Source organism: Actinomadura spongiicola (assembly GCF_003432485.1).
GTDB classification, from domain to species: Bacteria; Actinomycetota; Actinomycetes; order Streptosporangiales; family Streptosporangiaceae; genus Spirillospora; species Spirillospora spongiicola.
This window is the reverse complement of the sequence record NZ_QVNQ01000003.1, coordinates 1-22,301: the sequence shown is the minus strand read 5'-3', so window position 1 is coordinate 22,301 and position 22,301 is coordinate 1. Positions and strand designations below refer to the sequence as shown.

Genomic DNA, 22,301 nt, shown 5'->3' with positions numbered 1-22,301 from the left:
CGGTCGCCGCCCACCGCGGGTCACCGCCGTCGCAGCCGCTCGGCGACACGGCCGAGGGCGTCGCCGAGCAGCTCGATCTCCTCCGGATCGAGCACCTCGATCAGCGTCTCGCGGACGACGCGGCGATGCCCGGGCCGGACCCGGGCCAGGATCTCGGCGCCCTTGTCGGTCAGCTCCGCCCACACCGACCGCCGGTCCGTCTCGTTGCCTGTCCGGCGCACGAGCCCCGCGCGTTCGAGCCGGGTGACCTGGTAGGTGAGGCGGCTCTTGGACACCATCACCAGCCGTGCCAGGTCGGACATGCGCAGCCGGTTGTCCTCGGCCATGCTCAGCCCGACCAGCACCTCGAACTCGGGGTGGGACAGCCCGCCGTCACGTTTGAGCTGCCGTTCGATCTCGTAGTCGATCAGGTGCCCGGCGGCCAGGAAGGCGATCCAGGCCCGCATCTCCCGTGGTTCGAGGGCGTCCCCCGCGTCGTTCATGCGGTGATTCTACGTGGCCTGGTGATTCTAGTTGGTTTGTAAGCTCCTTGAATTTTCTAAGTGGTCCGGATTTGAATCACCATCTGCTAGCGTCGAAACCGTTCATATTTGAACCTTCAACCAGAGGAGACCGAGGCATGCTCCCGCTCCGCCGTCCCCCCGCACTCCCCGACGCCGGACTCCTCATCGGCCGGCTGGCGGTCGGTGTCATCTTCGTCGCGCACGGCTGGCAGAAGGTCGCCGACACCGGCCACTCCGGAGTGGCCGCCGGGTTCGACAAGCTCGGCATTCCGCTCCCGGACGTCGCCGCCGTGTTCTGCTCCTACGTCGAGCTGATCGGCGGCATCGCGCTCATCGTGGGCCTCCTGGTCCCGGTCGCGGGCGTCCTGATCGCCGTGAACATGGCGGGCGCGTTCTGGTACGCCCACCGTGGACAGGGCCTGTTCCTCGACGAGGGCGGCTTCGAGTACGTGATGGTGCTCGGCGCCGCCGCGCTGCTGTTCGCCGCCACGGGCGCGGGCCGCTTCTCGCTCGACGCCCTTCTGTGGGGGCGTCGCGAGAACGCTCCAGACCGTGAGTCCGTCGCCGCCTGACCGGCTCGACGAACCCGGTCGTCCCGATCGACCCAACACGCCCGGCCCGTCCACGCTGAACAGCGTGGACGGGCCGTCGGCCGTTCGGGGAGAAAGCGCGGCCCAGGGCCACGCGGAGCGCCGACTCGCCCGGCCGTTCCCTGAATCTGAAATGTGATGAAGGTCACTTCCCCTGTCGGACTCACCTCCGGCGCGTGAGCCACATGACCGTCAGGTAAACAACTGTCACCAGCCTGGACAGCAATATGGCCCGCTCCAATCCCTCCAGATGGACGCCCGCCGCCCTGACAGGCGCCTTTTCAGGACATCTCTCCTTAACGTCGAAGTGACAAGATGTTCCTTATGACCGTTTCTGGGCATGAGTGATCACTGAGAGTTCCTGGAGAGGCGGGTCTTAGGTGTCACGCGGTAGTGAGTTCGTTGTGGTGGCCAACCGACTTCCGGTCGACCGGACGGTCGGAGCGGACGGCGTTCCGCGGTGGCGACGCAGTCCGGGAGGTCTGGTCAGCGCCATCGCGCCGGTGATGCGGCGCAGGAAGGGGACCTGGATCGGCTGGACCGGAGCGCCGGACGAGGAACTGGAGCCGTTCGAGGAGGACGGCATGGAGCTGTACCCCATCGCGCAGTCCGCGCGGGAGGTCGAGCTCTACTACGAGGGCTTCTCGAACGCCACGCTGTGGCCGCTCTACCACGACGTCGTCGCGCCGCCCGTCTACGACCGCTCGATGTGGGACGCCTACGTCCGCGTGAATCGGCGGTTCGCGGAGGCGGCGGCGAAGGTCGCGGCGCGGGACGGGCTCGTCTGGGTGCAGGACTACCAGCTCCAACTCGTCCCACGGATGCTGCGCGAGCTGCGTCCCGACCTGCGCATCGGCTTCTTCCTGCACATCCCGTTCCCGCCGCTGGAGCTGTTCTGGCAGCTTCCGTGGCGGCGGCAGATCCTGGAGGGCCTGCTCGGCGCCGACCTGGTCGGCTTCCAGCTCCCGGGCGCGGCGGCCAACTTCGTGCGGCTCTGCCGCAGGCTGCTGGAGGCCCGCTACGTCAAGCAGGACGTCTTCTGGGACGACCGGGTCGTCCGGGCGCGGGCGTTCCCCATCTCCGTGGACGTGGGCGAGCTCAACGACCTCGTGGGACGTTCGGACGTCCAGGAGCGGGTGCAGGAGATCCGGGCGGACCTGGGCGACGCGACCGTCCTGCTCGGCGTGGACAGGCTCGACTACACCAAGGGCATCACGCAGCGGCTTCAGGCGTTCGGTGAGCTGTTCGACGACGGCCGCCTCAAGCCGGGCCAGGCCGTGTTCGTGCAGATCGCGACGCCGAGCCGGGAGCGCGTCGAGCAGTACCAGCTGCTACGGGAGGAGATCGAGCAGCAGGTCGGCCGCATCAACGGCGAGTACGGCGAGATCGGGTTTCCGGTCGTCCATTATCTGCACAGCTCCTATGACCGCGCGGAGCTGACCGCGTTGTACCTGGCCGCGGACGTGATGGTCGTCACTCCGCTGCGCGACGGCATGAACCTCGTCGCGAAGGAGTACGTGGCGTGCCGCAAGGACCTGCGGGGGACGCTCGTGCTCAGCGAGTTCACCGGCGCCGCCGCCGAGCTGAAGCGGGGCGCGTTCCAGGTCAACCCGTACGACATCGACGGTCTGAAGAGCACGCTGATGGACGCGCTGGAGGCCGAGCCCGCCGAGCAGGCCCGGCGGATGCGCACGATGCGCCGTCGCGTGATCGAGAACGATGTGGACCGCTGGGCCCACGCCTTCCTCAGTGAGCTGGAGAATCCTGCGGCCCGGCCGGGGCGGGACGAGTCTGAGCCGCTTCCGGTGGCGCTGGAGGGGTGAACCGCAGGTCGAAGGCCGCCCAGACGGCCTTCCCGCCGGTGGCGAGCCGCGCCCACCCCCACGCGTCGCTGATCGCGCCGACGACCAGCAGGCCGCGGCCGCCCTCGACGAAACCGGCGGGGTCGCTCGGCACCGGCTCGGGCGCGCGTCCGCCCGGGTCGGTGACCGAGATGACCAGGCGCCTCGGGTGCCCGATCAGCACGAGCTGGATGGGGCACAGCGGCAACGGCTGGGGGAGCCCCTCCATGCCGTGCCGCAACGCGTTGGTCACCAGCTCGGACACCGCGATGACGACGTCCCCGGCGGCGCTCGCGAGGCCCCAGCCGTCCAGCGTGGCGTGGGTGAACTCGCGCGCCGACCGCGGCGCGGTGATCTCGGCGGGGAACACGCGCCGCGCCGTGCGCGGCATGCCGGCGTGCGGCGCGGGCCACAGCCCGGCCAGGCCCGGCACGACGGCCGGGCCGCTCGCGGACCCGGCGGCCGGGCCGCCCGCGGCGCCGTTCGACGGCACGTTGGGACCGAGCCGCGCCGGGGGCGCGTCGGGCCAGGGGTGAAGGGCCGGAGCGTGCCGCGACCGGCCGCTCCCCATGGCGGCGGGAGTAGCGACGTCGTGTGCCTGGTCAACGGTCATGGTCAGCAACCTCAGAGGCGTGCGGGGTGGTCACCGGCGAGCGTTCGCTATCTTGCTCCTCAAGTCGTGCAGATGCAAGACCGTCTGCATGAACGAATGCAAGAACGAATGCACGTGCATCTCGTACCATGGTGTGGGGTGGGGCGAGATCGCGGCCTCCGTTCGCGGGGGCTGGAGACGCCTGGAGGGGGCACAACGATGGACGGCCAACAGATGCTGGACGTCTGGCGCGGCGAACTCGTCTGGCAGAAGAGTCGGCGGAGCAATCCGTCCGGCAACTGCGTCGAGATGGCCGAACTCCCCAGCGGGGAGATCGCCGTTCGCAACTCCCGTGATCCCGAGGGAGCCGTGCTCGTCTACACGCGCGAGGAGGTGGAGGCCTTCGTCGGGGGAGCCAAGGACGGCGACTTCGACCACATGCTCGTCTGACCCGCCGTACAGACGGGTCCTCACGCCGGTCTTCCGGCCGGTAGCGTGCGGGGGCATGCATCTTGGGCAGATCGCCGCACAGACGCCCGACAAGCCCGCCGTCGTCATGGCGGGCTCCGGGAAGGTCCTCACCTACCGGGAACTGAACGAGGAGTCCAACCGGCTCGCGCAGCTGCTCCGCGCGGAGGGGCTGCGTCCGGGGGACCACATCGCGTTCATGCTGGAGAACCACCCGCTCTTCCTGGCGATCGCGTGGGCGGCACAGCGGTCCGGGCTCTACTACACGGCCGTCAGCACACGGCTCCGGCCCGACGAGCTCGCCTACATCGTGGACAACTGCGGGGCGAAGGCCTTCATCACGAGCGCGGCGATGGAGACCGGCGAATGGCCGGTGTCGAGCGTGCCGATGCCGGACGTGCCGCTGCGCCTCATGCTCGGCGGCACGGTCCCCGGTTACGACTCCTACGAGGAGCGTGTCGCCCGCCACCCGGCGACGCCGATCGAGGACGAGCGCGAGGGCCACGACATGCTCTACTCGTCCGGGACGACGGGACGCCCCAAGGGCGTCAAGCTGCCCCTGCCCGAGGGGCCCATGGGCAGCCAGAAGATCCTCCACGGACTCCTGTCGCTGCTGTTCCAGCCCGACGCCGACTCGGTGTACCTGTCCCCGGCGCCGCTCTACCACGCCGCGCCGCTGCGCTACTGCGTCACCATGCACCGCTTCGGCGCGACCGTCGTGGTGATGGAGAGGTTCGACCCCGAACAGGCACTCGCCGCGATCGAGAAGTACCGCGTCACGCACAGCCAGTGGGTGCCGACCATGTTCATCCGGATGCTCAAACTCCCGGCGGAGACCCGCGCCCGCTACGACCTGTCGAGCCTGCGCGCCGCCGTGCACGCCGCGGCGCCCTGTCCCGTTCCCGTGAAGGAGCAGATGATCGAGTGGTGGGGGCCGGTGCTGCACGAGTACTACGCCGCCACCGAGGCCAACTGCTTCGTCTACACCAACTCCGAGGACTGGCTCGCCCACCGCGGAACCGTCGGCCGCCCGCTCTTAGGGGAGGTCCACGTCTGTGACGAGAAGGGCCGGGAACTGCCGCCCGGCACCCCCGGGACGCTGTACTTCGGCGGCGCGCCCATCTTCGAGTACCACCGCGACGAGGCGAAGACCGCCGAGTCCCGCGACCCGTGGGGCCATGGATGGACGACCGTCGGCGACATCGGGTACGTGGACGAGGAAGGTTTCATCTACCTCACCGACCGCCGCGACTACGTGATCATCAGTGGCGGGGTGAACGTCTACCCGCAGGAGGCCGAGAACGTCCTCGCCGTCCATCCGAAGGTCGCCGACGTCGCCGTGTTCGGCGTTCCGGACCCCGAGATGGGCGAGGCCGTCAAGGCCGTCGTCCAGCCCATGACCATGGACGACGCCGGCCCCGAACTGGAGACCGAGCTGATCGAGTACTGCCAGGGCGAACTCGCGGGCTACAAATGCCCGCGCACGGTCGACTTCCGGGCCGAGCTTCCCCGTCACCCGACCGGCAAGCTCTACAAGCGGCTCCTGAAGGACGAGTACTGGTCCCACGAGCGACCCACGACGGCCTGACAGCCTCCCAGACGGCCCCTGACGGCCCGAGAAGGGACCGAACGAGCACAGACCCGGCCGGGGACACCCGGCCGGGTCTGTCGTCGCTTCAGCGGCGCCCCGGTGCTTCGTGCCGTCAGTGCATTAGAGCCGTCAGTGCATCGGCATCGGCGCGTCGGTCGGGCCCGTCTCCGGCTTCCTGCGCGGCAGGAGCAGCGCGGGCAGGAACGCCAGCGCGAGCAGCCCGACCGCGTACCAGTAGGTGTGCTGGAACGCGTCCGCCATCGGCGGCGCGATCCTCTCCAGGACCGCCGGCGGCACCTCCTCCGTACTGCCGATCTCGCCGCCGCCCCCGGTCGCGAGGCCCGCCTCCGACAGCTCGGACGTGATCCGGTTCGCCAGCAGCACCGAGATCATCGCGGTGCCGATGGAGGCCGACACCTGCTGGATGATGTTCAGCATCGTGCTGGCGCGCGGAACCTCGTCGTGCACGAGCGTCTGGATGGCCGCGGCCATCGTCGGCATCATCGTCATGCCCATGCCGAGGCCCATCACGAACAGGACTCCGGCGAGCGTCCAGTAGCTGGAGTCCGCCTCCAGGATCGCGGCGAAGCTCCCCACCGCCGCCACCACCACGGTCACGCCGACCAGCACGACCCGTCCGGGCCCGATCCGGTCGGTGAGCTTGCCGCCGATCGGCATCGTCACCATCGCGCCGAGCCCCTGCGGGGCCAGCAGCAGTCCCGCGGTCGTGGCGCCCTCACCGCGCACCGTCTGGAAGTAGAGCGGCAGCAGCAGCATCGCGCCCATGAACGCGACCATGAACAGCATCATCGTGAGGGACGCCGCCACCACCGGCCGCCGCCGCAGCAGCCGCAGGTCGATCAGCGGGTTCCGGGCGGTCAACGCCCGGACCACGAACCCGAGGACCAGCACCGCGCCGACGACGGTGAAGACCAGCGGCTCCGTCTTCAGGAAGTCCTTCACCTCCGCGCCCTTGGCCACGCCGTAGATCAGCGACGCGAGTCCGGGCGACAGCAGGATCAGACCGATGAAGTCGAGCCGCTCGGCCGGCTTGGGCTCGTCCTTCTTGAGGACCCGAGCCGCCAGCACCAGCGCGACGATCCCGATCGGCAGGTTGATGAAGAAGATCCACCGCCAGGAGACGTCGTCGACGAGGTAGCCGCCGAGGATCGGCCCGAGGATGGGCCCGAGCAGCATCGGGACACCGACGATGCTCATCACCTGGCCCACCCGCTGCGGCCCCGCCGCCTGCGACAGGATCGTCATCGCGGCGGGCATGATCATGCCGCCGCCGAGGCCCTGCAGGACCCGGAACACGATGAGGGACTCCGCCGACCAGGCGAGCCCGGCGAGCGTCGAGCCGACCACGAACAGCCCGATCGAGATCATGTAGAGGCGTTTGGTGCCGAACCTCGCCGAGGCCCAGCCCGTGAGCGGGATCACCGTGGCCAGCGCGAGCGTGTAGCCGGTCGCGACCCACTGGATCGTCGCCAGCGACGTGTTGAACTCCCTGGCCAGGTCGTTGATGGCCACGTTGACGACGGTCACGTCCAGGATCGCCATGACGGCGCCGAGGACGACGACCCCGGCCATGACGAGCACGCCGCGATCGAGTCCTCCCGCGGCGTCGGGTTCCTTGACGGGGCCGTCCGCTGTCTTGGCAGACGCGGAAGCGGTCAACTCTCATCCAATCGTCAGGGCCCGGGCACGCGGGCACGCGGGGGGCCGATGAGCAGGTTCAGGGGGTTACCGCCGCAAAATAGTGCAGCGACTGACACTTTCGCGAACGGTTTAACTCCGAGGGTTCTGGGAGTATTCCGGCTGGGTCCGACAAATCTCCCCAGGTCACTGACCTCCAGGTTCAGACCTCGACCACGGTCGAGGTCAACGGAGTGTGACCGACCAGACAGTCGGAAGGCCCGGCTAGGCGAACTTCAGCCGCCGCCCGAACCTCTCCGCCCCACGGACCCCCTGGCCCGGATCGATGTAGATGTCGAGTCCGCGGTTGTCCGCCAGCGGTGAGAGGTCCAACCCTGGTGTCGCGCCACGGAGGTGGAGCGCCTTGAGGTTCGGTAGGGACGCGAGAGGCCGGAGATCCGTGATGTGAGTGCAGGACTGGAGGTACAGCCTTCTCAGCTTGGTGAGGGACCGCAGTGGTGCGAGGTCGTCGACGCCGGTCCCCGACAGGTTCAGTGTGTCAAGGGTCGGCAGGGTGGCGAGGACGTCGAAGTCGGTGACGTTCGGGCAGTACGCGACATAGAGCTCGATCAGTGGAAGGCCGCTGAGAGGGCGCAGGCTCCCCACCCATTCGCCGGCACTTACGTACAGGTTGTGCAGCTTGGGGGCCGCCGACCTGATCTCCTCCAAGCCCTCGGCGATGTGCGCGTCTGTGAGCCCGAGGCTCTCGACCGCTCCCAGGGGAGGGAGCGAGGCAATTGTGCCCAGTCCGCTCGGAACGGTCAGCCATAGTGTGGTCAGTTCGGTCTGGCGTGCCAGGGGGGAGTAGTCGGTGATCCGTCCACAGTCGGCGATGTAGACCCGGTCCAACCGTGGCAGGCCATCGAGGAGATCGAGATCGCTCAGACCGTGCAATTCGAGGTGGAGGTCTCGCAGCGCTGGAAGGGGCGGCAGAAGTGTCAGAGCCGGAAACGTCCGCGCGAGAAGCCCGAGACCTAGGAGTGTCTCTGCGTGAGTGGAGAGACACTCGAAGTCATCGATGGTCCCTAGTTCGACGATGAGGTAGGAGAGCGGTGAGATCTTGCCGAGTGATCTCAACTGCCGCGGGGTGCGATCTATGCGGAGCTCTGCGCCCGGAGGGTAACGTGCGATGACGCGTTCGGCGAAGTCGTTGAGATCGAAGTAGCTCCATGCTTTGGCCAGACGCTGCCGCCTCCGGGGATTGGAATCCGACGCATAGCGCGCCAGCACCTCCAGGGCACCCGGGCCGTTGATCAGGCAGGCCGTCTGGATCGTCGCCGAGGCGGCGGCCCAGCTGAGCCCGTTCAGGGTTTCGGGTAGTCGGGCGAGCACGGGTTCGCCCGCTGTGGCGAGGGAGCGGGCCGAGGCGTCGTCGCGGGGCGGGAGGAGTTCGTCCAGGCACTGGTCGAGGTCGGCGCGAAGGTCGTCCGGTACGGCCGGGAGCGTCTCCAGGCAGGCGACGGCCACCAGTTTCAGGATGCGGGCGCGCCGCTTCTCGGCGCGGGCACGATCCAGAATGCCCGTGAGGAGTTCGCGCCTCAGTGGTTCGTTGGCGTGACCGGCGGCCATGATGACGGTCTCGCGCCATGTATCGCGGTGCGCGTACCGGACGAGCAGGTCCATGTCGCCGAGGTCGGCGGCCTGTTTGGCGGTGAGGTACTCCTGGACGGTGCGGTGCACGAAGTCGATGCGTCCCGGTACCGGCTCGCGGAGGACGCCACTGCGCTGGAGCAGTTCGTCCAGAACCGTGCCCGGTGGTACACGGACCTGCGGCATCGCGGCCAGCCGGTCGGCGACGAGCCGTTCCACCATCGCCTTCGGCAGCTCGACGCGGGCGCTCGTCGAGAGGTGCCAGGCGATGTCCTGCAAGATGCGGATCTTCTGGTCGCGTTCGAGGGTGCTCGGGATGCCGCGCTTGACGTCGCGCGTCTCCAGGAGCATGTCGAGCGCCGCGCCGTAGAGGCCCATGCGGTTGCGCGGCAGCGCCTCGCGGTCGAGGTTGAGCGCGCACAGCATCGCGGCGAGCAGCGGACTCGACGCCAGGGTCCGCAGGGCCGGAGCCGCCTCAAGCCGTGCCAGCAGTCGTGCCTCGTAGGACGGGAGACGCTCCGGAGGGCAGGGCAGATCAGGGCAGTCACGGACGGCGTTGTGCCAGTGCCGCACGAGTTTCCGCACGTCCGCCGGGCCGAGCTGTTCGAGGAAGGCCGTGCCGAACCCTTCGGCCCTCAGCCAGTCATATCCGGCGGCCGCCGGGCGCGAGGTGACGACGATCCGGATGTCACGGAACTGGGCGACGAGATCCTTGAGCCAGGATCTCACCGCCTGCCGTTGGGCGGTCGTGACCTCGTCCACGCCGTCCACGAGCAACAGCGCCCGCCCGGACGCCAGGCGCCGGTGCGCCCAGCCACGCGGCATGATCCCGGCGAGGTTGCCCGCGACGTCGTCGATGAACTCCTCGGGACGCGGCAAGGAGCCGCCCGCGTGGCTGCGCAGCTTGATGAGGAAGGGAACACAGCCGTTCCAGTCGTCCAATGACCCACTGAACGAGCCGCGCGCCGCCGTGATCGCGAGCCACCGCAGGAGTGTGCTCTTGCCGCCGCCCGCTTCGCCGCGCAGCAACATCAGGCGCTTGTCGGCGAGCGCCGCCTCCACCCGCACGGTGCTCGGCGCCCTCTCGTCCCGCCACTCGTTGATGGGTACTGCCTGGACGGCCTTGGGACGACTGCCGCGCCTGACCTCTTCGGAGACGTTCAGGCTGATGTACGCCACGCTCAACGTCGTCTGCGGACGGGTGAATCGCTCGAACCGGACGCCGAACAGTTCGAGCGTGTCGAGCGACTCGCTGATCGAAGCCAGGTAGCGGCGGGTGAACTCGTCGTCCTCCGACTCTCCCTCCGGCGCGTCGAGCGTCCGCGCCGGCAGACGCGCCAGCACGGCGGCGACCTGGTCGGACAGGCCGCTCAGCCGTCCCAGCGTCTCGACCGACGCCCGCGCCCCGAACTGCGGCAGGTGGACGATGATGCGGGCGAGGCAGTCGCAGCACTCGTCCAGCGTCACCTCGTAGAGCCGCGCTCCCGCCTCACCCAACTCGAACTCGGCCCGGCGGCCCGGCATCCGCGACCGGAGCCCCCGCGCCAGCTTCACCGGGTCGACGTCGACGGCGAACAGCGCCTCGTCCGAGAGGTCGGCGCCCTCAAGTGTCCGGGTGACCTCGTGAAGCGCGGCCTCTCTGTCGCCGTCGTCGAGTCCCCGGAACTCGTGCCCGGCGAAGGTGAGGATCCGTTCGGCGACCGACTCGGCCATGACGTCGAGTTGCCGCTGGACGCGCCGCCGTCTGATCTCGTCCGGCAAGCCGGTCTTGATCAGCTCGATGAGGTCCTTCCCGGCGGCGTCCCTGGTGGTGTGTCCGGCGAGCCACCGCCCCACGGCCAACTGCGCCACCGATCCGCCGACTCGTAGAGCCGCGACCTCGACCGACACGGCTCCCCTCTCAGTCGAGGGCGCCGACGCCACAGAAATGCGGAACCTCTGGCTCCTGCCACGGTGAAGGATCGGGACGCCACCGAGAGCACGACACGACCCCGGGCTCCAGCAGTCGCGTTCCGGACAGGAGCCGCTCGATCTGTTCGGGGGACCGGGCGCAGATGGGTGTGCCGCCGCGTTCCATCACCTCCCGTACGGCCTGCCGCATGGCTTCGCCGTCCAGTTCATCGGTGGTGGCGTCGCACGTGTGGGAGATGACGAGGTAGCTGCCGGGGGCCAGCGCTTCCAGCAGTTCCGTGACGATGCTCTGCGCCTCCTCGTCGTCCAGGATGTGGTTCAACACGCCCAGCAACATCAGCCCGACCGGCTGCTGGAAGTCGAGAGTCCGCGCGGCGCCGGTCAGGACCGGTCCCGTATCGCGAATGTCCGCTTCGATGTAGTCGCACGCGCCTTCGGCGGTGCTGGTCAGCAGGGCCCGCGCGTGCGCGAGCACCAGCGGGTCGTTGTCGACGTAGACGATGCGGGACGACGGCGCCACCCGCTGCGCGACCTCGTGGGTGTTGTCGACGGTGGGGAGTCCGGTTCCGAGGTCGAGGAACTGCCGTATCCCGTTCGAGACGAGGAAACGCACCGCGCGCCCCAGAAAGGCGCGGTCGTGTTTGGCGGACGCGGCGATGCCGGGGAGGAGTCGCAGTACCGCGTCACCGGCCTCGCGGTCCACGGGGTAGTTGTCCTTGCCGCCCAGCCAGTAATCCCAGACTCGGGCCGAGTGCGGCACGCTCGTGTCGATGTCGGGGACCGGTCGCGGCTCGTTCGGCATGGGCGGATTCCCCTTCTCCAGTGGACGAATGCGTCAATCATTCACCAATCGGAGGCTAGTCGTGTGGCCAATCGCTTCGGGATGAGACGATCAGAGGAGCGCGACGCGGCCGTCCACGCACACCGACAGCGGGACGGCCAGCCGGAATCCGGCCGTCTCGCGGGCCGAGCGGAGCGGCGGCGTCGGTTTCAGTGTCAGGATCCGGCCAGCGACGACGGCTGCCGCGCACGCGGACCGACGGCGCTCACGACGAGCGCCGAGAACTGCCCGAACGGGTCGAACGCCGGATCCGGGTCGGCGAGCTGGTGCAGGACGACACCCGTCCAGTGGTTCATGATGATCGGCGCGTCGCGTTCGGGGTCGGTCGATCCGGCGACCCGCAGCCAGTTGGTGAACCAGGCGTTGACGCGGGCGCCGGTTTCGGTCAGCCGCGCCCGCAGCGACGGGTGCAGGCCCGCCTCGACGAGGATGGCGTACCGCGCCATGGTCGCGGTCCGATGCGGACCGGTCGCCTCCCGCGCGAGAACGGTCAAAGCGTGCGCCAATTCCCGTGGCGTACTCGGCGCGATGCGCGCGGCGACGTCGTCCCAGTGAGCCCGCTCCCGGGCCGCGAACCGCTCGACGACGGCGCTGAGCAGCGCGTCCCGGGTGCGGAAATGGTTGGAGGCGGAACCGACCGGCAGCCCGGCGGCGGCGTCGACGGCGCGATGGGTGAGTTCCCGCGTCCCTCGCTCGCCGAGCACGGCGATCGCCGCGTCGAGCAGCTGTTCACGTCGTTTCGACACACCCGCAAAACTACAAGCGTAGTGCCCAAAACTACAAACGTTGTAACCTCGCTTCATGCAGGCCTATCGCGCTGACATCGCGTTCGACGGCCACGGGCCGCTCCCGGGCGGCGCCCTCGTCTTGGTCGAGGACGGCGCCATCGTCGGAGTCGAATCGGCCGGAGCACCCGCCCCGGACGGCTGCGAAGTGATCCACATTCCGGGGACCACGCTGCTTCCCGGCCTCATCGACGCCCACAGCCACCTGTGCGGCAACAGCGAACCCGACGCGCTCGACCGGCTGCCCGGCCTCTCCGAGGACGAGCTCGACGCGGCCGTCGACGCGGCGCTCGCCGCGCAACTCGCCGCCGGGGTCACGGCGGTCCGTGACGTCGGCGACCACCGGTGGCGGGTCGTGGACCGGCATCACGAACGGCCGGACGGCCCGACCGTGGTCGCGTCCGGTCCGCCGATCACGAGCGTGGGCGGCCACTGCGCCTCCATGGGCGGGGAGGCGCGCGGAATCGAGGAACTGCGCCGGGCCGTCCGGGAACGCGCCGACCGCGGTGCCGACCTCATCAAGATCATGGCGACCGGCGGGGTGATGACGCCCGCCACCGACATCCGCGCCTGCCAGTTCGAGATCGCGGAACTCAGGGCCGTCGTCGAGGAGGCGCACCGGCTCGGGTTGCCCGTCACGGCGCACGCGCACGCCCTCACCGGAGTGGAGAACTGCGTCGCCGCGGGCGTGGACGGCATCGAACACTGCAGCTGCATCACCGAGGACGGCATCCACACGCCGCCGGAACTCGCGGAGGCGATCGCCGCGGCGGGGATCATGGTCTGCCCGACCCTCGGCCACGACCAGAGCCGTCTCACCGAGCCGCCCCCGGCCCTGGCGGCGCTGATCAAGCGGATCGGTATCTCCGTCGAGGCCAGGCACGCCCAGGTCGCGGACCTGTACCGGGGCGGCGTGACGCTGGTCAGCGGCGTCGACTCCGGCATCAACCCGATCAAACCGCACGGCAACCTTCCCCAGGCGGTCATCGACCTCGTCACCTCCGGTGTCCCCCCGACGACCGCCCTCGCGTCGGCGACCGGCCTCGCCGCCCAGGCCTGCGGCCTGGCGGACCGGACGGGCCGCCTCCGCCCCGGCCTCGACGCCGACCTGCTCCTCGTCGACGGCGACCCGACCACCGACATCACCGCCGTCCGCAATGTCCGCGTCGTCGTCTCCCGGGGGCGCGCCACACACTCGCCGGCAAAAACCTAGGATCCCTCCGCAACGGTCGAGACCATTCCAAGGAGCTGATGATGCCCCCCTCCGGCGCCACTCCCGACGCATCCGGGAAGCCCGCGGAGAACGTCCCGACAGGGCTGCGCACGGACATTCCGTCACCGGCACGAACATGGAACTACTGGCTGGGCGGCAAGGACAACTACGAGATCGACCGTGAGGTCGGTGACGCCATCGCCGCACTCAACCCGGACTTGATCCCGCTCGCGCGGAAGTCCCGCGGGTTCCTGAACCGCGTCGTGACCTATCTGGCCGCAGAGGCCGGAATCCGCAATTTCCTCGATATCGGTGCGGGACTTCCCGCCGAGTCCAATACCCATGAGGTCGCGCAGCGGGTCGGCCCCGACGCCCGCGTACTCTACGTCGACAACGACCCCATGGTGCTCGCGCAAGCGCGCGTCCTGATGCGCGGAACCACCCAGGAAGGCACCACCGCCTTTCTCGACGCCGACTATCACGACCCCCAACGGATTCTCGCGGAGGCGGCGAACGTCCTGAATTTCGACGAGCCGATCGCGGTGATGTTCATGGGCGTCATGGGATTCTGCCAGGAGTATCAGACCGCCAAGCGGATCGTGTCCGACACCATGGTCGGCGTCCCCTCGGGTAGCCACCTGGTCCTCTGGGACTGCACCGACACCTCAGAGCTGGCCAGAAATAGCACGGACAAATACGCCGAGTCGGGGACGCTTCCCTACATTCTCCGCAGCGTCGAACAACTGGACGCGCTTTTCGACGGCCTGGAGAAGGTCGACCCGGGATTGGTGTCCATCTCACAATGGCGCCCGGACCGAACCCAGGGCGGCGAACCCGCTCACGTAGACGGCTACGGCGCTGTGGCCCGCAAGCCCTGACCCGAACTCCCCGGCCCGAGCGTGACGAGAAAATCGGTTGGAAGGCCGACGGCCGCCCGATGATACTGCGGGGCATGGGCCGACTTGTCGACCACTTCCCGCTCCTCGGATTGAGGCTGAACACCCCGAGGCTCGAACTGCGGTTGCCGTCGCCGGACGAACTGGCCGCCCTGGCGGAACTGGCGGCCGAGGGCATCCACGATCCCGGGACGATGCCGTTCGCGGTCCCGTGGACCGACCAGCCTTCCGCCGACGTCGCGCGGAGCGTCGTCCAGCACCACTGGTTCCAGCTGGGCACCTGGGACCCCCGAGACTGGACGCTCAACCTCACGGTGTTCCACGACGGTGTCCCGGTCGGGGTGCAGAGCGTCAACGCGCGTGACCTGGCGATCACCCGGGAGGTCGGCACCGGCTCATGGCTCGGACGACGCCACCAGGGCCGGGGCATCGGAACCGAGATGCGGGCCGCGGTGCTGCACCTGGCGTTCACCGGCCTGGGAGCCGAAGACGCGACCTCCGCCGCGTTCGAGGAGAACCTCGCGTCCCAGGCGGTCTCCCGCAAACTCGGCTACCGGTCCGACGGCCTCCACCGTCGCGTCGTTCGCGGTGGCCGGGTCACCGACAGCCGCCTCCGTCTCGGCCGCGCGGACTGGGAGCGCCACCGCGCCACGCCCGTCACCGTGCACGGACTCGCGCCGTGCCTGCCGCTGCTCGGCGTCCCCGAGAACTGACGTCACTCCCCGGCCGATGACGGGGGAGCGCAGCACACGTCCACCCGGTTTCCACCGTGTCGCCACGTGACAGCCGGAACGATGTCCTCGTCGCCCCGGCACGAGTCGGCTTTTAGAGGTTACCGGTCGGCCAGGATCGTGTGGGCCCGGTCCAGGACGATGCTGAGGACGCGGCCCGCGATGGCGAGATCCTCGGTCGGCTGGTCGCCCCACAGTTCCCGAGTGATCGGGTCGAGGGCGGCGCGGACCTGTGTCCAGCGTTCCTGCCCTTCGTCGGTGACCTGGACGCGGCCGTCATCTGCCTCGCGCAGAAGCCCCGCCGCGGTCAGTTCGGCGATGCGTTCGGCCACCGAGGCCCGGCTGAACTGTGTGGCACCGCTGACCCGGCGGACGAGTTCGGCTCGGTCGGCGGTCCCGCCATTGACCACGGTCAGCGTGAGGGTCACCCACTGGGGTTCGGTGATGCCGGTTCCGGCGAGCCGCCGTTCCAGGATCGCGTTGAGCGCCTTCTCGGTCTGGCCGATGAGCGCGGTACCGAAGGTCTGGGCTGTGATCGTCACGATGTCCTCCGAGTTCGTTTTCTTCACTAACGTTAGTGCTTATAACGTTAGTATCGTGAACGAATGTACATCGTTAGTTCGACTAACGCAACGGGATAGGATCGGCGTCATGACCAGCACACCCGGGGCCGTGGACATGCCCGAGGACGGCGAGCTGAAGACGCCGGACAGACTGCGTCGAAGAGCCAGCCGCCTGCTGTCGCACATGTCCGCGAAGTCGGACCGGCTGGTGACCGAGGGGCTGGCCCGGGTCGACGCCCACCGGTGGCACTACGCCGTGCTCGCCTCGTTGGAGGAGTACGGCCCAGGCAGCCAGGCGACGCTGAGCCGACGCACCGGCATCTACCGCAGCGACATGGTCGGCGTCCTCAACGAACTGGCGGGGCGCGGTCTCGTCGAGCGGGCACCCGACCCAGGCGACCGCCGCCGCAACGTCATCACGATCACCGCGCAGGGCCGTCGACTACTGCGCCGCCTCGACAAGATCCTGGACGACCTGCACGACGAACTGCTCGCGCCACTGCTTCCCGCCGAACGCGACCAATTCGTGCGCCTGCTCACCCGCCTCCTGGACCACCACACGCACCAGGCGCGCCCGGCCCCCTGACTCGGCCGGGATGCTCGCGGGGGTTCGGAGCGGGCGACTTAGATGAACGGCAGCGGGCAGGACGGTTGTCGCGCGCACGCCAGCAGGTCGTCGCATCCGGTGCCGATCGCCTCGTGCAGGGTGGAGCGGATGGTCTGAAGGTCGGTGATGCGCTGCTCGACCTCCACCAGTTTCTCCCGCGCCCGGTCCCGGAGTCCGGCGTTCCCGTGGCCGGGCCGGGCGGCTGCCAGGAGGTCGGCGATCTCGTCCAAGGTGAACCCGAGCCCCTGCGCGGTCTTGATCGCTCTCACCACGGTGACCGTGTCGGCCGGATAGAGCCGATGGCCGCCCAGCGTGCGTTCCGGTTCGGTGAGGAGGCCGCGCCGCTCGTAGTACCGCAAGGTCTGCGGGTTGACCCCTGCGGCCTCGGCGACCTGACCGGACCGCAACCCCTCGTATCCACCGTTCATCGGAGCCAGCCCGCATCCCATCAGATCCGCGTCCTCGGGCTCGGTCATCGCGCCTCGCCCGGCTTCTGTCCAACGGCCGACACTTCGACGGTAATCCCGCGAGGACAGCGGCATGTGTGATTCGCGGGCCAGGGGTAATAGCGAAGCACGGTGATCCACTGGTGACCATGGGGGACTGCCTGTCATGAGCGACGGCCTGCGCCTGGGGACGGTGACGACGCGGATTCCCGCGCGCATGGACCGGTTGCCGTGGTCGCGGTTTCATTGGATGGTCGTCATCGGGCTCGGAACGGTCTGGATCCTCGACGGCCTTGAGGTGACGATCGTCGGGTCGGTCGCCGCGCGGCTCACCGAGGACGGCAGCGGCATCAACCTGTCGCCCGCCGACATCGGGTACGCGGCGGCGATCTACGTCGCGGGAGCGTGTACCGGCGCCCTGCTGTTCGGCCAGCTCACCGACCGGTTCGGCCGTAAGAAACTGTTCATCCTCACGTTGGCCGTCTATGTGGTGGCGACGGTGGCGACCGCGTTCGCGTTCGCGCCGTGGTACTTCTTCATCTGCCGGTTCGTCACCGGTATGGGCATCGGCGGCGAGTACGCGGCGATCAACTCCGCGATCGACGAGCTGATCCCGGCCCGCGCCCGTGGCCGGGTCGACATCATCATCAACGGCAGCTACTGGGTGGGGGCCGCGCTCGGCGCCCTCGCCGCCGTGGTGCTCCTGAACGAGGGGATCTTCCCGGCCGACTTCGGATGGCGGCTGGCGTTCGGCGCGGGCGGGGTGCTCGGCCTCGTGATCATGTTCGTGCGGCGGCACGTCCCGGAAAGTCCACGATGGCTGTTCATCCACGGGCGGGACGAGGAGGCCGAACGGATCGTCGACGGGATCGAACGCGAGATCCGCGAGGAGACCCACCAGTCACTGGAGGAGCCGGGCGAGAGCATCACCGTCCGGCAGCGCAAGACGATCTCGTTCCGGGAGATCGGCAGCGTCGCGTTCAAGCACTACACGACGAGAGCGGTCCTCGGGCTCGCGTTGTTCGTGGGCCAGGCGTTCCTGTACAACGCCGTGACGTTCGACCTCGGCACCATCCTGAGCGAGTACTTCGCGGTGGCGTCCGGAACGGTGCCGTACTTCTTCGCCATGTTCGCGCTCGGCAACTTTCTCGGCCCCCTCCTGCTCGGACGGCTGTTCGACACGGTGGGCCGCAAGCCGATGATCGCCGGCACGTACCTGGCCGCGTCGGCCTTCACCGTCCTGCTCGGCGTCCTGCTGATGGGCGACGGCCTGACGCGGTGGACGTTCATGGTGCTGATCGGCGTCACGTTCTTCTTCGCCTCGGCGGGCGCGAGCTCGGCCTACCTGACGGTCAGCGAGATCTTCCCGATGGAGACGCGGGCGCTGGCCATCGCGTTCTTCTACGCGATCGGCACGGCCGTCGGCGGCATCACCGGCCCGCTCCTGTTCGGCCGGCTGATCGACAGCGGGGAGGCGAACCTCGTCGCGATCGGGTTCTTCGTCGGCGCCGCGATCATGGCGCTCGGCGGCATCGCCGAGTTGTTCTTCGGCGTCCGGGCCGAGAAGGAGTCGCTGGAGAACATCGCCAAGCCGCTCACCGCGGCGGAGGCCGAGGAGGAGGAGCCGGCCGCGGTCGGTGCGGGACGCCGGGACGCGTTGGAGGCGCGGCGCCACGCCGAGGAGCGGCGCGCGCACGCGGCCGAGCACCGCGCCGCCGTCCACGAACTGAGACCGCGGGCGGACGAGGGCGACCGCGACGCGGCCGAACGGCTGCGGGTGGAGGAGGTTCTCGCGCAGGCCGCCGAGTGGGACGCCGAGCGGTTGATGGAGGAGGCGACCGCCCATGACGAGCGGGCCGCCGCCGAACGCGCCGCATCCGACGACGAACGCCGCAACGCCCTGGAAAGCGCCGCCGCGGCGGACGAGCGCGCCCGCGCGTTGCGGGAGCGGACGGCGGCCCTCACCGCCACGAACGAGCAGGACGCGGACACGCACGCGGCCCTCGCGTCGGCGGCGGCGGAACGGGCGCGGGCCCGGGAACAGAGCGTGATGGCCGCGGAGGCCAGGGCGAGGGCGGCGGAGTCCGAGGGCGCGGAGGCGGAGGTCGCCCGCCGCCAGGCCGAGACCTTCGACGAATGGGAGAAGATGCACGCCGAACTGGCGTTGGCGTACGCGGCGCGGGCCGCCCGCGACGAGGACGAGGCCGGCCGGCACGACCGGGAGGCCGCCGCCCACCGGCTGCGCGCGGAGACCGCGGCCGACCGGATGGAGGCCGCGCAGCACCGTTCCGCCGCCGCGTCGCTCGCGGAGGAGGCGGGCGAGCCCGCGCGGACACGGCAGGTGGACCGGGAACGCGACGAACGCATCCGTGAACGCGTCCTGCGCCGCGAGCGCCTGAGACCCACCGGGTGGCGCCGCGTGCTGCCGGGCCCCGGTCAGACGTTCTACTCCCCGGGGATGCTCGGGACGGCGAGTCGCTGGTCGTCCGAGGTCGACGTCGCCCTGGACCGCGAGGTCAGCGCCATCGCGCGGGTCCTCGACGAACACGGCCCGACCAGCCGCCGCCGGCTCGCCGAACTGGTCGGCGCACGCTACTGGGGCCCCGGACGGTTCCGGGCCGCGCTCCGCGAGGCCGTCCACGAAGGGGTGGCCCAGCCCCAGGCGCGCAACAGGTACGCGCCGCCGTCCAGACCTACCGACACGGAACAGTGATGCTGCGTTGCCGCCTCCTCGGACATGACATGCGCTTCTCGGCGGAAGGCACCACGATGCGCTGGCGGTGCGCGCGGGAGTGCGGGGCCGGAGGCGCGAAGGACTACCCGACCCCGTCCGACGCCCAACGCTACGCCCGCGCCTTCGACCGGAAGGATCGCGAGGACCTCGGACGGCGCGCCCCGCTCGTCGGCCTCTTCCCGCTCCGCATCCTCCGCGCTCTCCGCGCCCGGAGAACAGACTGACGACCGACCGTCGACGGTCCGGGCGCGGCGTTAGTTCGTTGTGCGAACTTTTGGTGGTCGTCGCTGTAGCCTGGACGTGTGGGTGAGCAGGATGAAACGCGGTTGGGCGTCGTCGGCGCGCTGGTGCAGGGCGCGTTCCTGGTGAACGCCGTCTACGCCGAATCGGCCCGGGAACACGGGCTCACGTCGCAGCAGGGCGTGCTCCTGTGCGTGCTGATGGCGCGGCCTCGGGGGATGAGCGAGCTCGGGGCGATGTTGGGCCTGGCCAAGTCGAGCCTCACCGGCCTGGTGGACCGCACCGAGCGCAACGGCCTGGTCCGCCGCGAGCCCGACCCGCATGACCAGCGGGCGGTGCGGGTCGCGTTGACTCCGGAGGGCCGCGCGCTCATCGACGACTTCTATGCCGAGACCTGTCGGCGGGTCGAGAGGCTGGCCGCGGGGCTCAGCCGCGCGGAACGCGACGCGCTCTCGGGCGCGCTCGGCCGCATCGTGGTCGACAACGAGGTCCCCGTCGTCTTCATGGAACCGGGCGAGGGGGCGTTCTCCGAACACTGACCCCCACGTGAGCCAGGAATTGAAGTTCGTGACACGAACTAATATGGTTCGTGTCACGAACTTCAATCCTTGGGAGTGCGACCTATGCGGACACACGAAGTCGTCTTCGGGTTCGGTGCCCACGGCGGCGTCGACGAGACGCCCGAGCTGCTGCGTCTCGCGCGGCGGGCGGACCGTGACGGTCTCGATCACTTCTCGCTCTCGGACCATCCCTACCTCGGTGGGCACCTCGACGCCTACGCCGCCATCGGGTTCGTCCTCGGACGGACGCGGACCATCGCGGGCATCGCCAACGTCACCAACCTGCCGACCCGACCGGCTCCCATGCTGGCCCGGACGGTCACATCCCTGTCGGCCCTGTCCGAGGGTCGTATCGTGCTCGGCATGGGCGCGGGCGGACTCTGGGACCGCATCACCGACATGGGCGTGCCGCGCCTCACGCCGGGCGAGGCCGTGAACGCGTTGGAGGAGGCGATCGTGCTGGTCAGGAAGCTGTCGGGCGGCGGCCCGCCGGTCACCCACCACGGCCGCCACTACCGGGTGGACGAGATCGAGCCCGCACCCGTCGCCGCGCCGCCCGTGTGGACCGGATCGGTCGGGCCGCGGTCGCTGGCCGTGACCGGGCGGGTCGCGGACGGCTGGATCCCCGGCCACGCCGCCGACTGGCTCAGCGACCGGTACGTGACGTCCCGGCCGATCATCGACGAGGCCGCGACGGCCGCGGGACGCGACCCCCGAGAGATCCGCACGATCTTCAACCTGCCGGGCCGTGTCACCGACCGGCCCCTCGCCACCACGCGTGACCGCGCCGGACGCTGGATCGGCGGCTCCGTCGACCAGTGGGTCGACGAACTCACCTGGGCCGTCCTGAACCACGGCGCCTCCGGCTTCACCCTGTTCTCCGCCGACGGCGCCCCGGACGATGTCACCCTCGGCCGCTGGGGCGCGGAGATCGCCCCCGCCGTCCGCGAAGCGATCGCGAAGGAGGCCCGCTGAACAACGGGACGATGGAACGCACCGCACGGCGATACCTCGGGGTCGCCGACCGGCTGCTGCCCGGCAGGATCAGCGGCTTCCACCTGGTCGGCTCCGCCGCGCTGGGGTCATGGCGGCCGGGACGCAGCGACATCGACTTCGTCGCCGTGGTGGCCGGCCGCCTCACGGACGGCGACGTGCGCCGCCTACGGGCGCTGCACGTCGTGGGCAACGCCGAGGCCCTCGGCCGGGCGGTGCTGCGGGCCCGGCCCGCCGTCCCCGGGACGATGAACGGCGTCTTCGTCGCCGCCGACGACCTCGGCGAGCCGGTCACGGCGATCCGCCCGCTGGCCTCGCACAGCGGCCCGTCCTTCCACTGGGGCCGCGCCTTCGACGTGAACCCGGTGACATGGAAACTGCTCCGGGAAGGGGCCGTCACGCTCCGCGGCCCGGCGCCCGGAGAACTCCCGCTGGATCCCGAGCCGGAACGGCTGCGCGCCTGGACGCGGGAGCAACTGCGGGGCCACTGGCGGAGCTTCGCCGACCGCACCCTGTCGCCGCGCCCGCCGCGCAAGCGGCTCCAGCCGCCGGAACGCGTGGTTCTCGCGAGCCTGCTCGGACCGCCCCGCCTGCACCGTACCGTCGCGACGGGGGAGATCATCAGTAAGGAGGCGGCGGGCGAGTACGCCCTGGACGTCTTCGCGCCGCGCTGGCACGCCCTCGTCCGCGACGCCCTCGCCCACCGGCGCGGGGACCCCGTTCCCGCCGTCTCCCCGCGATCGGCCGGGGAGTTCATGCTCGAAGTGATCGACGACGTCGGCTAGATCGTTGATGGGAGTTGTTGGGTTCTTGTCAGTGGTCGTAGGGGATCAGTGACCGTTTGACCGGGGCGTCGATCAGCCAGTTGTGCCAGATTGCGGCGTTGAGCGCGCAGATGCGCTGGCACA

General features: G+C 69.8%; 21 protein-coding genes and 1 pseudogene. 13 read left to right on the top strand and 9 right to left on the bottom strand.

All coding sequences use genetic code 11. The annotated features are described in order from the left end of the window. Positions 1 to 20 precede the first annotated feature (20 nt). Entirely contained in the window at positions 21 to 482 is a 462-nt protein-coding gene (locus D0T12_RS08810) for a MarR family winged helix-turn-helix transcriptional regulator (RefSeq protein ID WP_117399026.1), read from the bottom strand. 137 nt (positions 483 to 619) lie between these two features. Between D0T12_RS08810 and D0T12_RS08805 the strand changes: the two genes are divergently transcribed. Together D0T12_RS08805 and D0T12_RS08800 are read left to right on the top strand one after the other, a co-directional pair. Next, positions 620 to 1,075: a DoxX family protein gene (locus D0T12_RS08805; RefSeq protein WP_117399025.1), complete on the top strand. Its 456-nt coding sequence runs from the start codon at positions 620 to 622 to the stop codon at positions 1,073 to 1,075. A 425-nt stretch (positions 1,076 to 1,500) separates the two neighbouring features. After that, a complete protein-coding gene (locus D0T12_RS08800; protein ID WP_456318661.1) occupies positions 1,501 to 2,916 on the top strand; it encodes an alpha,alpha-trehalose-phosphate synthase (UDP-forming) in 1,416 nt (471 codons plus the stop codon). Here the strand turns inward: D0T12_RS08800 and D0T12_RS08795 are convergent. Further along, on the bottom strand, positions 2,840 to 3,547 hold the full coding sequence (locus D0T12_RS08795; protein WP_117399023.1) for an ATP-binding protein: 708 nt from the start codon (positions 3,545 to 3,547) through the stop codon (positions 2,840 to 2,842). The two genes, D0T12_RS08800 and D0T12_RS08795, sit on opposite strands and share 77 nt — an antisense overlap. A 198-nt stretch (positions 3,548 to 3,745) precedes the next feature. Between D0T12_RS08795 and D0T12_RS08790 the strand changes: the two genes are divergently transcribed. Beyond that, positions 3,746 to 3,976: a DUF397 domain-containing protein gene (locus tag D0T12_RS08790; protein WP_117399022.1), complete on the top strand. Its 231-nt coding sequence runs from the start codon at positions 3,746 to 3,748 to the stop codon at positions 3,974 to 3,976. A gap of 55 nt (positions 3,977 to 4,031) precedes the next feature. Then, positions 4,032 to 5,582, top strand: a complete 1,551-nt coding sequence (locus tag D0T12_RS08785) for an AMP-binding protein (RefSeq protein WP_117399021.1) — start codon at positions 4,032 to 4,034, stop codon at positions 5,580 to 5,582. A 132-nt stretch (positions 5,583 to 5,714) separates the two neighbouring features. Here D0T12_RS08785 and D0T12_RS08780 read toward each other — a convergent pair whose 3' ends face one another. The 4 genes from D0T12_RS08780 to D0T12_RS08765 form a co-directional block, all read right to left on the bottom strand. Beyond that, complete coding sequence (locus D0T12_RS08780; protein WP_233525925.1) at positions 5,715 to 7,265, bottom strand: DHA2 family efflux MFS transporter permease subunit; 1,551 nt, start codon at positions 7,263 to 7,265, stop codon at positions 5,715 to 5,717. A 243-nt stretch (positions 7,266 to 7,508) separates the two neighbouring features. Continuing rightward, positions 7,509 to 10,763 carry an NACHT domain-containing protein gene (locus D0T12_RS08775; RefSeq protein WP_117399020.1) on the bottom strand — a complete coding sequence of 1,085 codons (3,255 nt, stop codon included), beginning with the start codon at positions 10,761 to 10,763 and terminating at the stop codon, positions 7,509 to 7,511. A gap of 10 nt (positions 10,764 to 10,773) precedes the next feature. Beyond that, the gene (locus tag D0T12_RS08770) at positions 10,774 to 11,586 is read right to left on the bottom strand and encodes an SAM-dependent methyltransferase (RefSeq protein WP_117399019.1); all 813 of its coding nucleotides are present in this window, start codon (positions 11,584 to 11,586) and stop codon (positions 10,774 to 10,776) included. Between the two features lie 194 nt (positions 11,587 to 11,780). Beyond that, on the bottom strand, positions 11,781 to 12,371 hold the full coding sequence (locus D0T12_RS08765; RefSeq protein WP_117399018.1) for a TetR/AcrR family transcriptional regulator: 591 nt from the start codon (positions 12,369 to 12,371) through the stop codon (positions 11,781 to 11,783). Positions 12,372 to 12,426: 55 nt separating this feature from the next. Between D0T12_RS08765 and D0T12_RS08760 the strand changes: the two genes are divergently transcribed. The 3 genes from D0T12_RS08760 (at position 12,427) to D0T12_RS08750 (ending at position 15,232) form a co-directional block, all read left to right on the top strand. Continuing rightward, positions 12,427 to 13,623, top strand: coding sequence for a metal-dependent hydrolase family protein (locus D0T12_RS08760; protein ID WP_117399017.1), 1,197 nt, complete (start codon positions 12,427 to 12,429; stop codon positions 13,621 to 13,623). Positions 13,624 to 13,661: 38 nt separating this feature from the next. Further along, positions 13,662 to 14,501 carry an SAM-dependent methyltransferase gene (locus tag D0T12_RS08755; protein WP_233525924.1) on the top strand — a complete coding sequence of 280 codons (840 nt, stop codon included), beginning with the start codon at positions 13,662 to 13,664 and terminating at the stop codon, positions 14,499 to 14,501. 74 nt (positions 14,502 to 14,575) lie between these two features. Beyond that, complete coding sequence (locus tag D0T12_RS08750) at positions 14,576 to 15,232, top strand: GNAT family N-acetyltransferase (protein WP_117399016.1); 657 nt, start codon at positions 14,576 to 14,578, stop codon at positions 15,230 to 15,232. A gap of 119 nt (positions 15,233 to 15,351) precedes the next feature. On the opposite strand, the gene D0T12_RS08745 is transcribed toward D0T12_RS08750, so the two are convergent. Then, complete coding sequence (locus D0T12_RS08745) at positions 15,352 to 15,792, bottom strand: MarR family winged helix-turn-helix transcriptional regulator (protein ID WP_117399702.1); 441 nt, start codon at positions 15,790 to 15,792, stop codon at positions 15,352 to 15,354. A 109-nt stretch (positions 15,793 to 15,901) separates the two neighbouring features. On the opposite strand from D0T12_RS08745, the gene D0T12_RS08740 reads away from it, so the two are divergent. Continuing rightward, on the top strand, positions 15,902 to 16,399 hold the full coding sequence (locus D0T12_RS08740; protein ID WP_117399015.1) for a MarR family winged helix-turn-helix transcriptional regulator: 498 nt from the start codon (positions 15,902 to 15,904) through the stop codon (positions 16,397 to 16,399). A 38-nt stretch (positions 16,400 to 16,437) separates the two neighbouring features. On the opposite strand, the gene D0T12_RS08735 is transcribed toward D0T12_RS08740, so the two are convergent. Continuing rightward, a complete protein-coding gene (locus tag D0T12_RS08735) occupies positions 16,438 to 16,896 on the bottom strand; it encodes a MerR family transcriptional regulator (RefSeq protein WP_233525923.1) in 459 nt (152 codons plus the stop codon). 136 nt (positions 16,897 to 17,032) lie between these two features. Here D0T12_RS08735 and D0T12_RS35850 point away from each other — a divergent pair, with 136 nt between their 5' ends. The 5 genes from D0T12_RS35850 (at position 17,033) to D0T12_RS08710 (ending at position 22,178) form a co-directional block, all read left to right on the top strand. After that, positions 17,033 to 19,579: an MFS transporter gene (locus D0T12_RS35850; protein WP_199487383.1), complete on the top strand. Its 2,547-nt coding sequence runs from the start codon at positions 17,033 to 17,035 to the stop codon at positions 19,577 to 19,579. After that, on the top strand, positions 19,579 to 19,824 hold the full coding sequence (locus tag D0T12_RS08725) for a hypothetical protein (RefSeq protein WP_117399014.1): 246 nt from the start codon (positions 19,579 to 19,581) through the stop codon (positions 19,822 to 19,824). The genes D0T12_RS35850 and D0T12_RS08725 overlap by 1 nt, the downstream gene beginning before the upstream one ends. A 78-nt stretch (positions 19,825 to 19,902) precedes the next feature. After that, complete coding sequence (locus D0T12_RS08720) at positions 19,903 to 20,379, top strand: MarR family winged helix-turn-helix transcriptional regulator (protein WP_199487382.1); 477 nt, start codon at positions 19,903 to 19,905, stop codon at positions 20,377 to 20,379. A gap of 84 nt (positions 20,380 to 20,463) precedes the next feature. Beyond that, on the top strand, positions 20,464 to 21,375 hold the full coding sequence (locus D0T12_RS08715; protein WP_117399012.1) for an LLM class flavin-dependent oxidoreductase: 912 nt from the start codon (positions 20,464 to 20,466) through the stop codon (positions 21,373 to 21,375). Between the two features lie 11 nt (positions 21,376 to 21,386). Continuing rightward, positions 21,387 to 22,178: an aminoglycoside adenylyltransferase domain-containing protein gene (locus D0T12_RS08710; protein ID WP_117399011.1), complete on the top strand. Its 792-nt coding sequence runs from the start codon at positions 21,387 to 21,389 to the stop codon at positions 22,176 to 22,178. A 28-nt stretch (positions 22,179 to 22,206) separates the two neighbouring features. On the opposite strand, the pseudogene D0T12_RS37515 reads toward D0T12_RS08710, so the two are convergent. Further along, a pseudogene (locus tag D0T12_RS37515) lies at positions 22,207 to 22,301 on the bottom strand (IS982 family transposase); the annotation flags it as partial.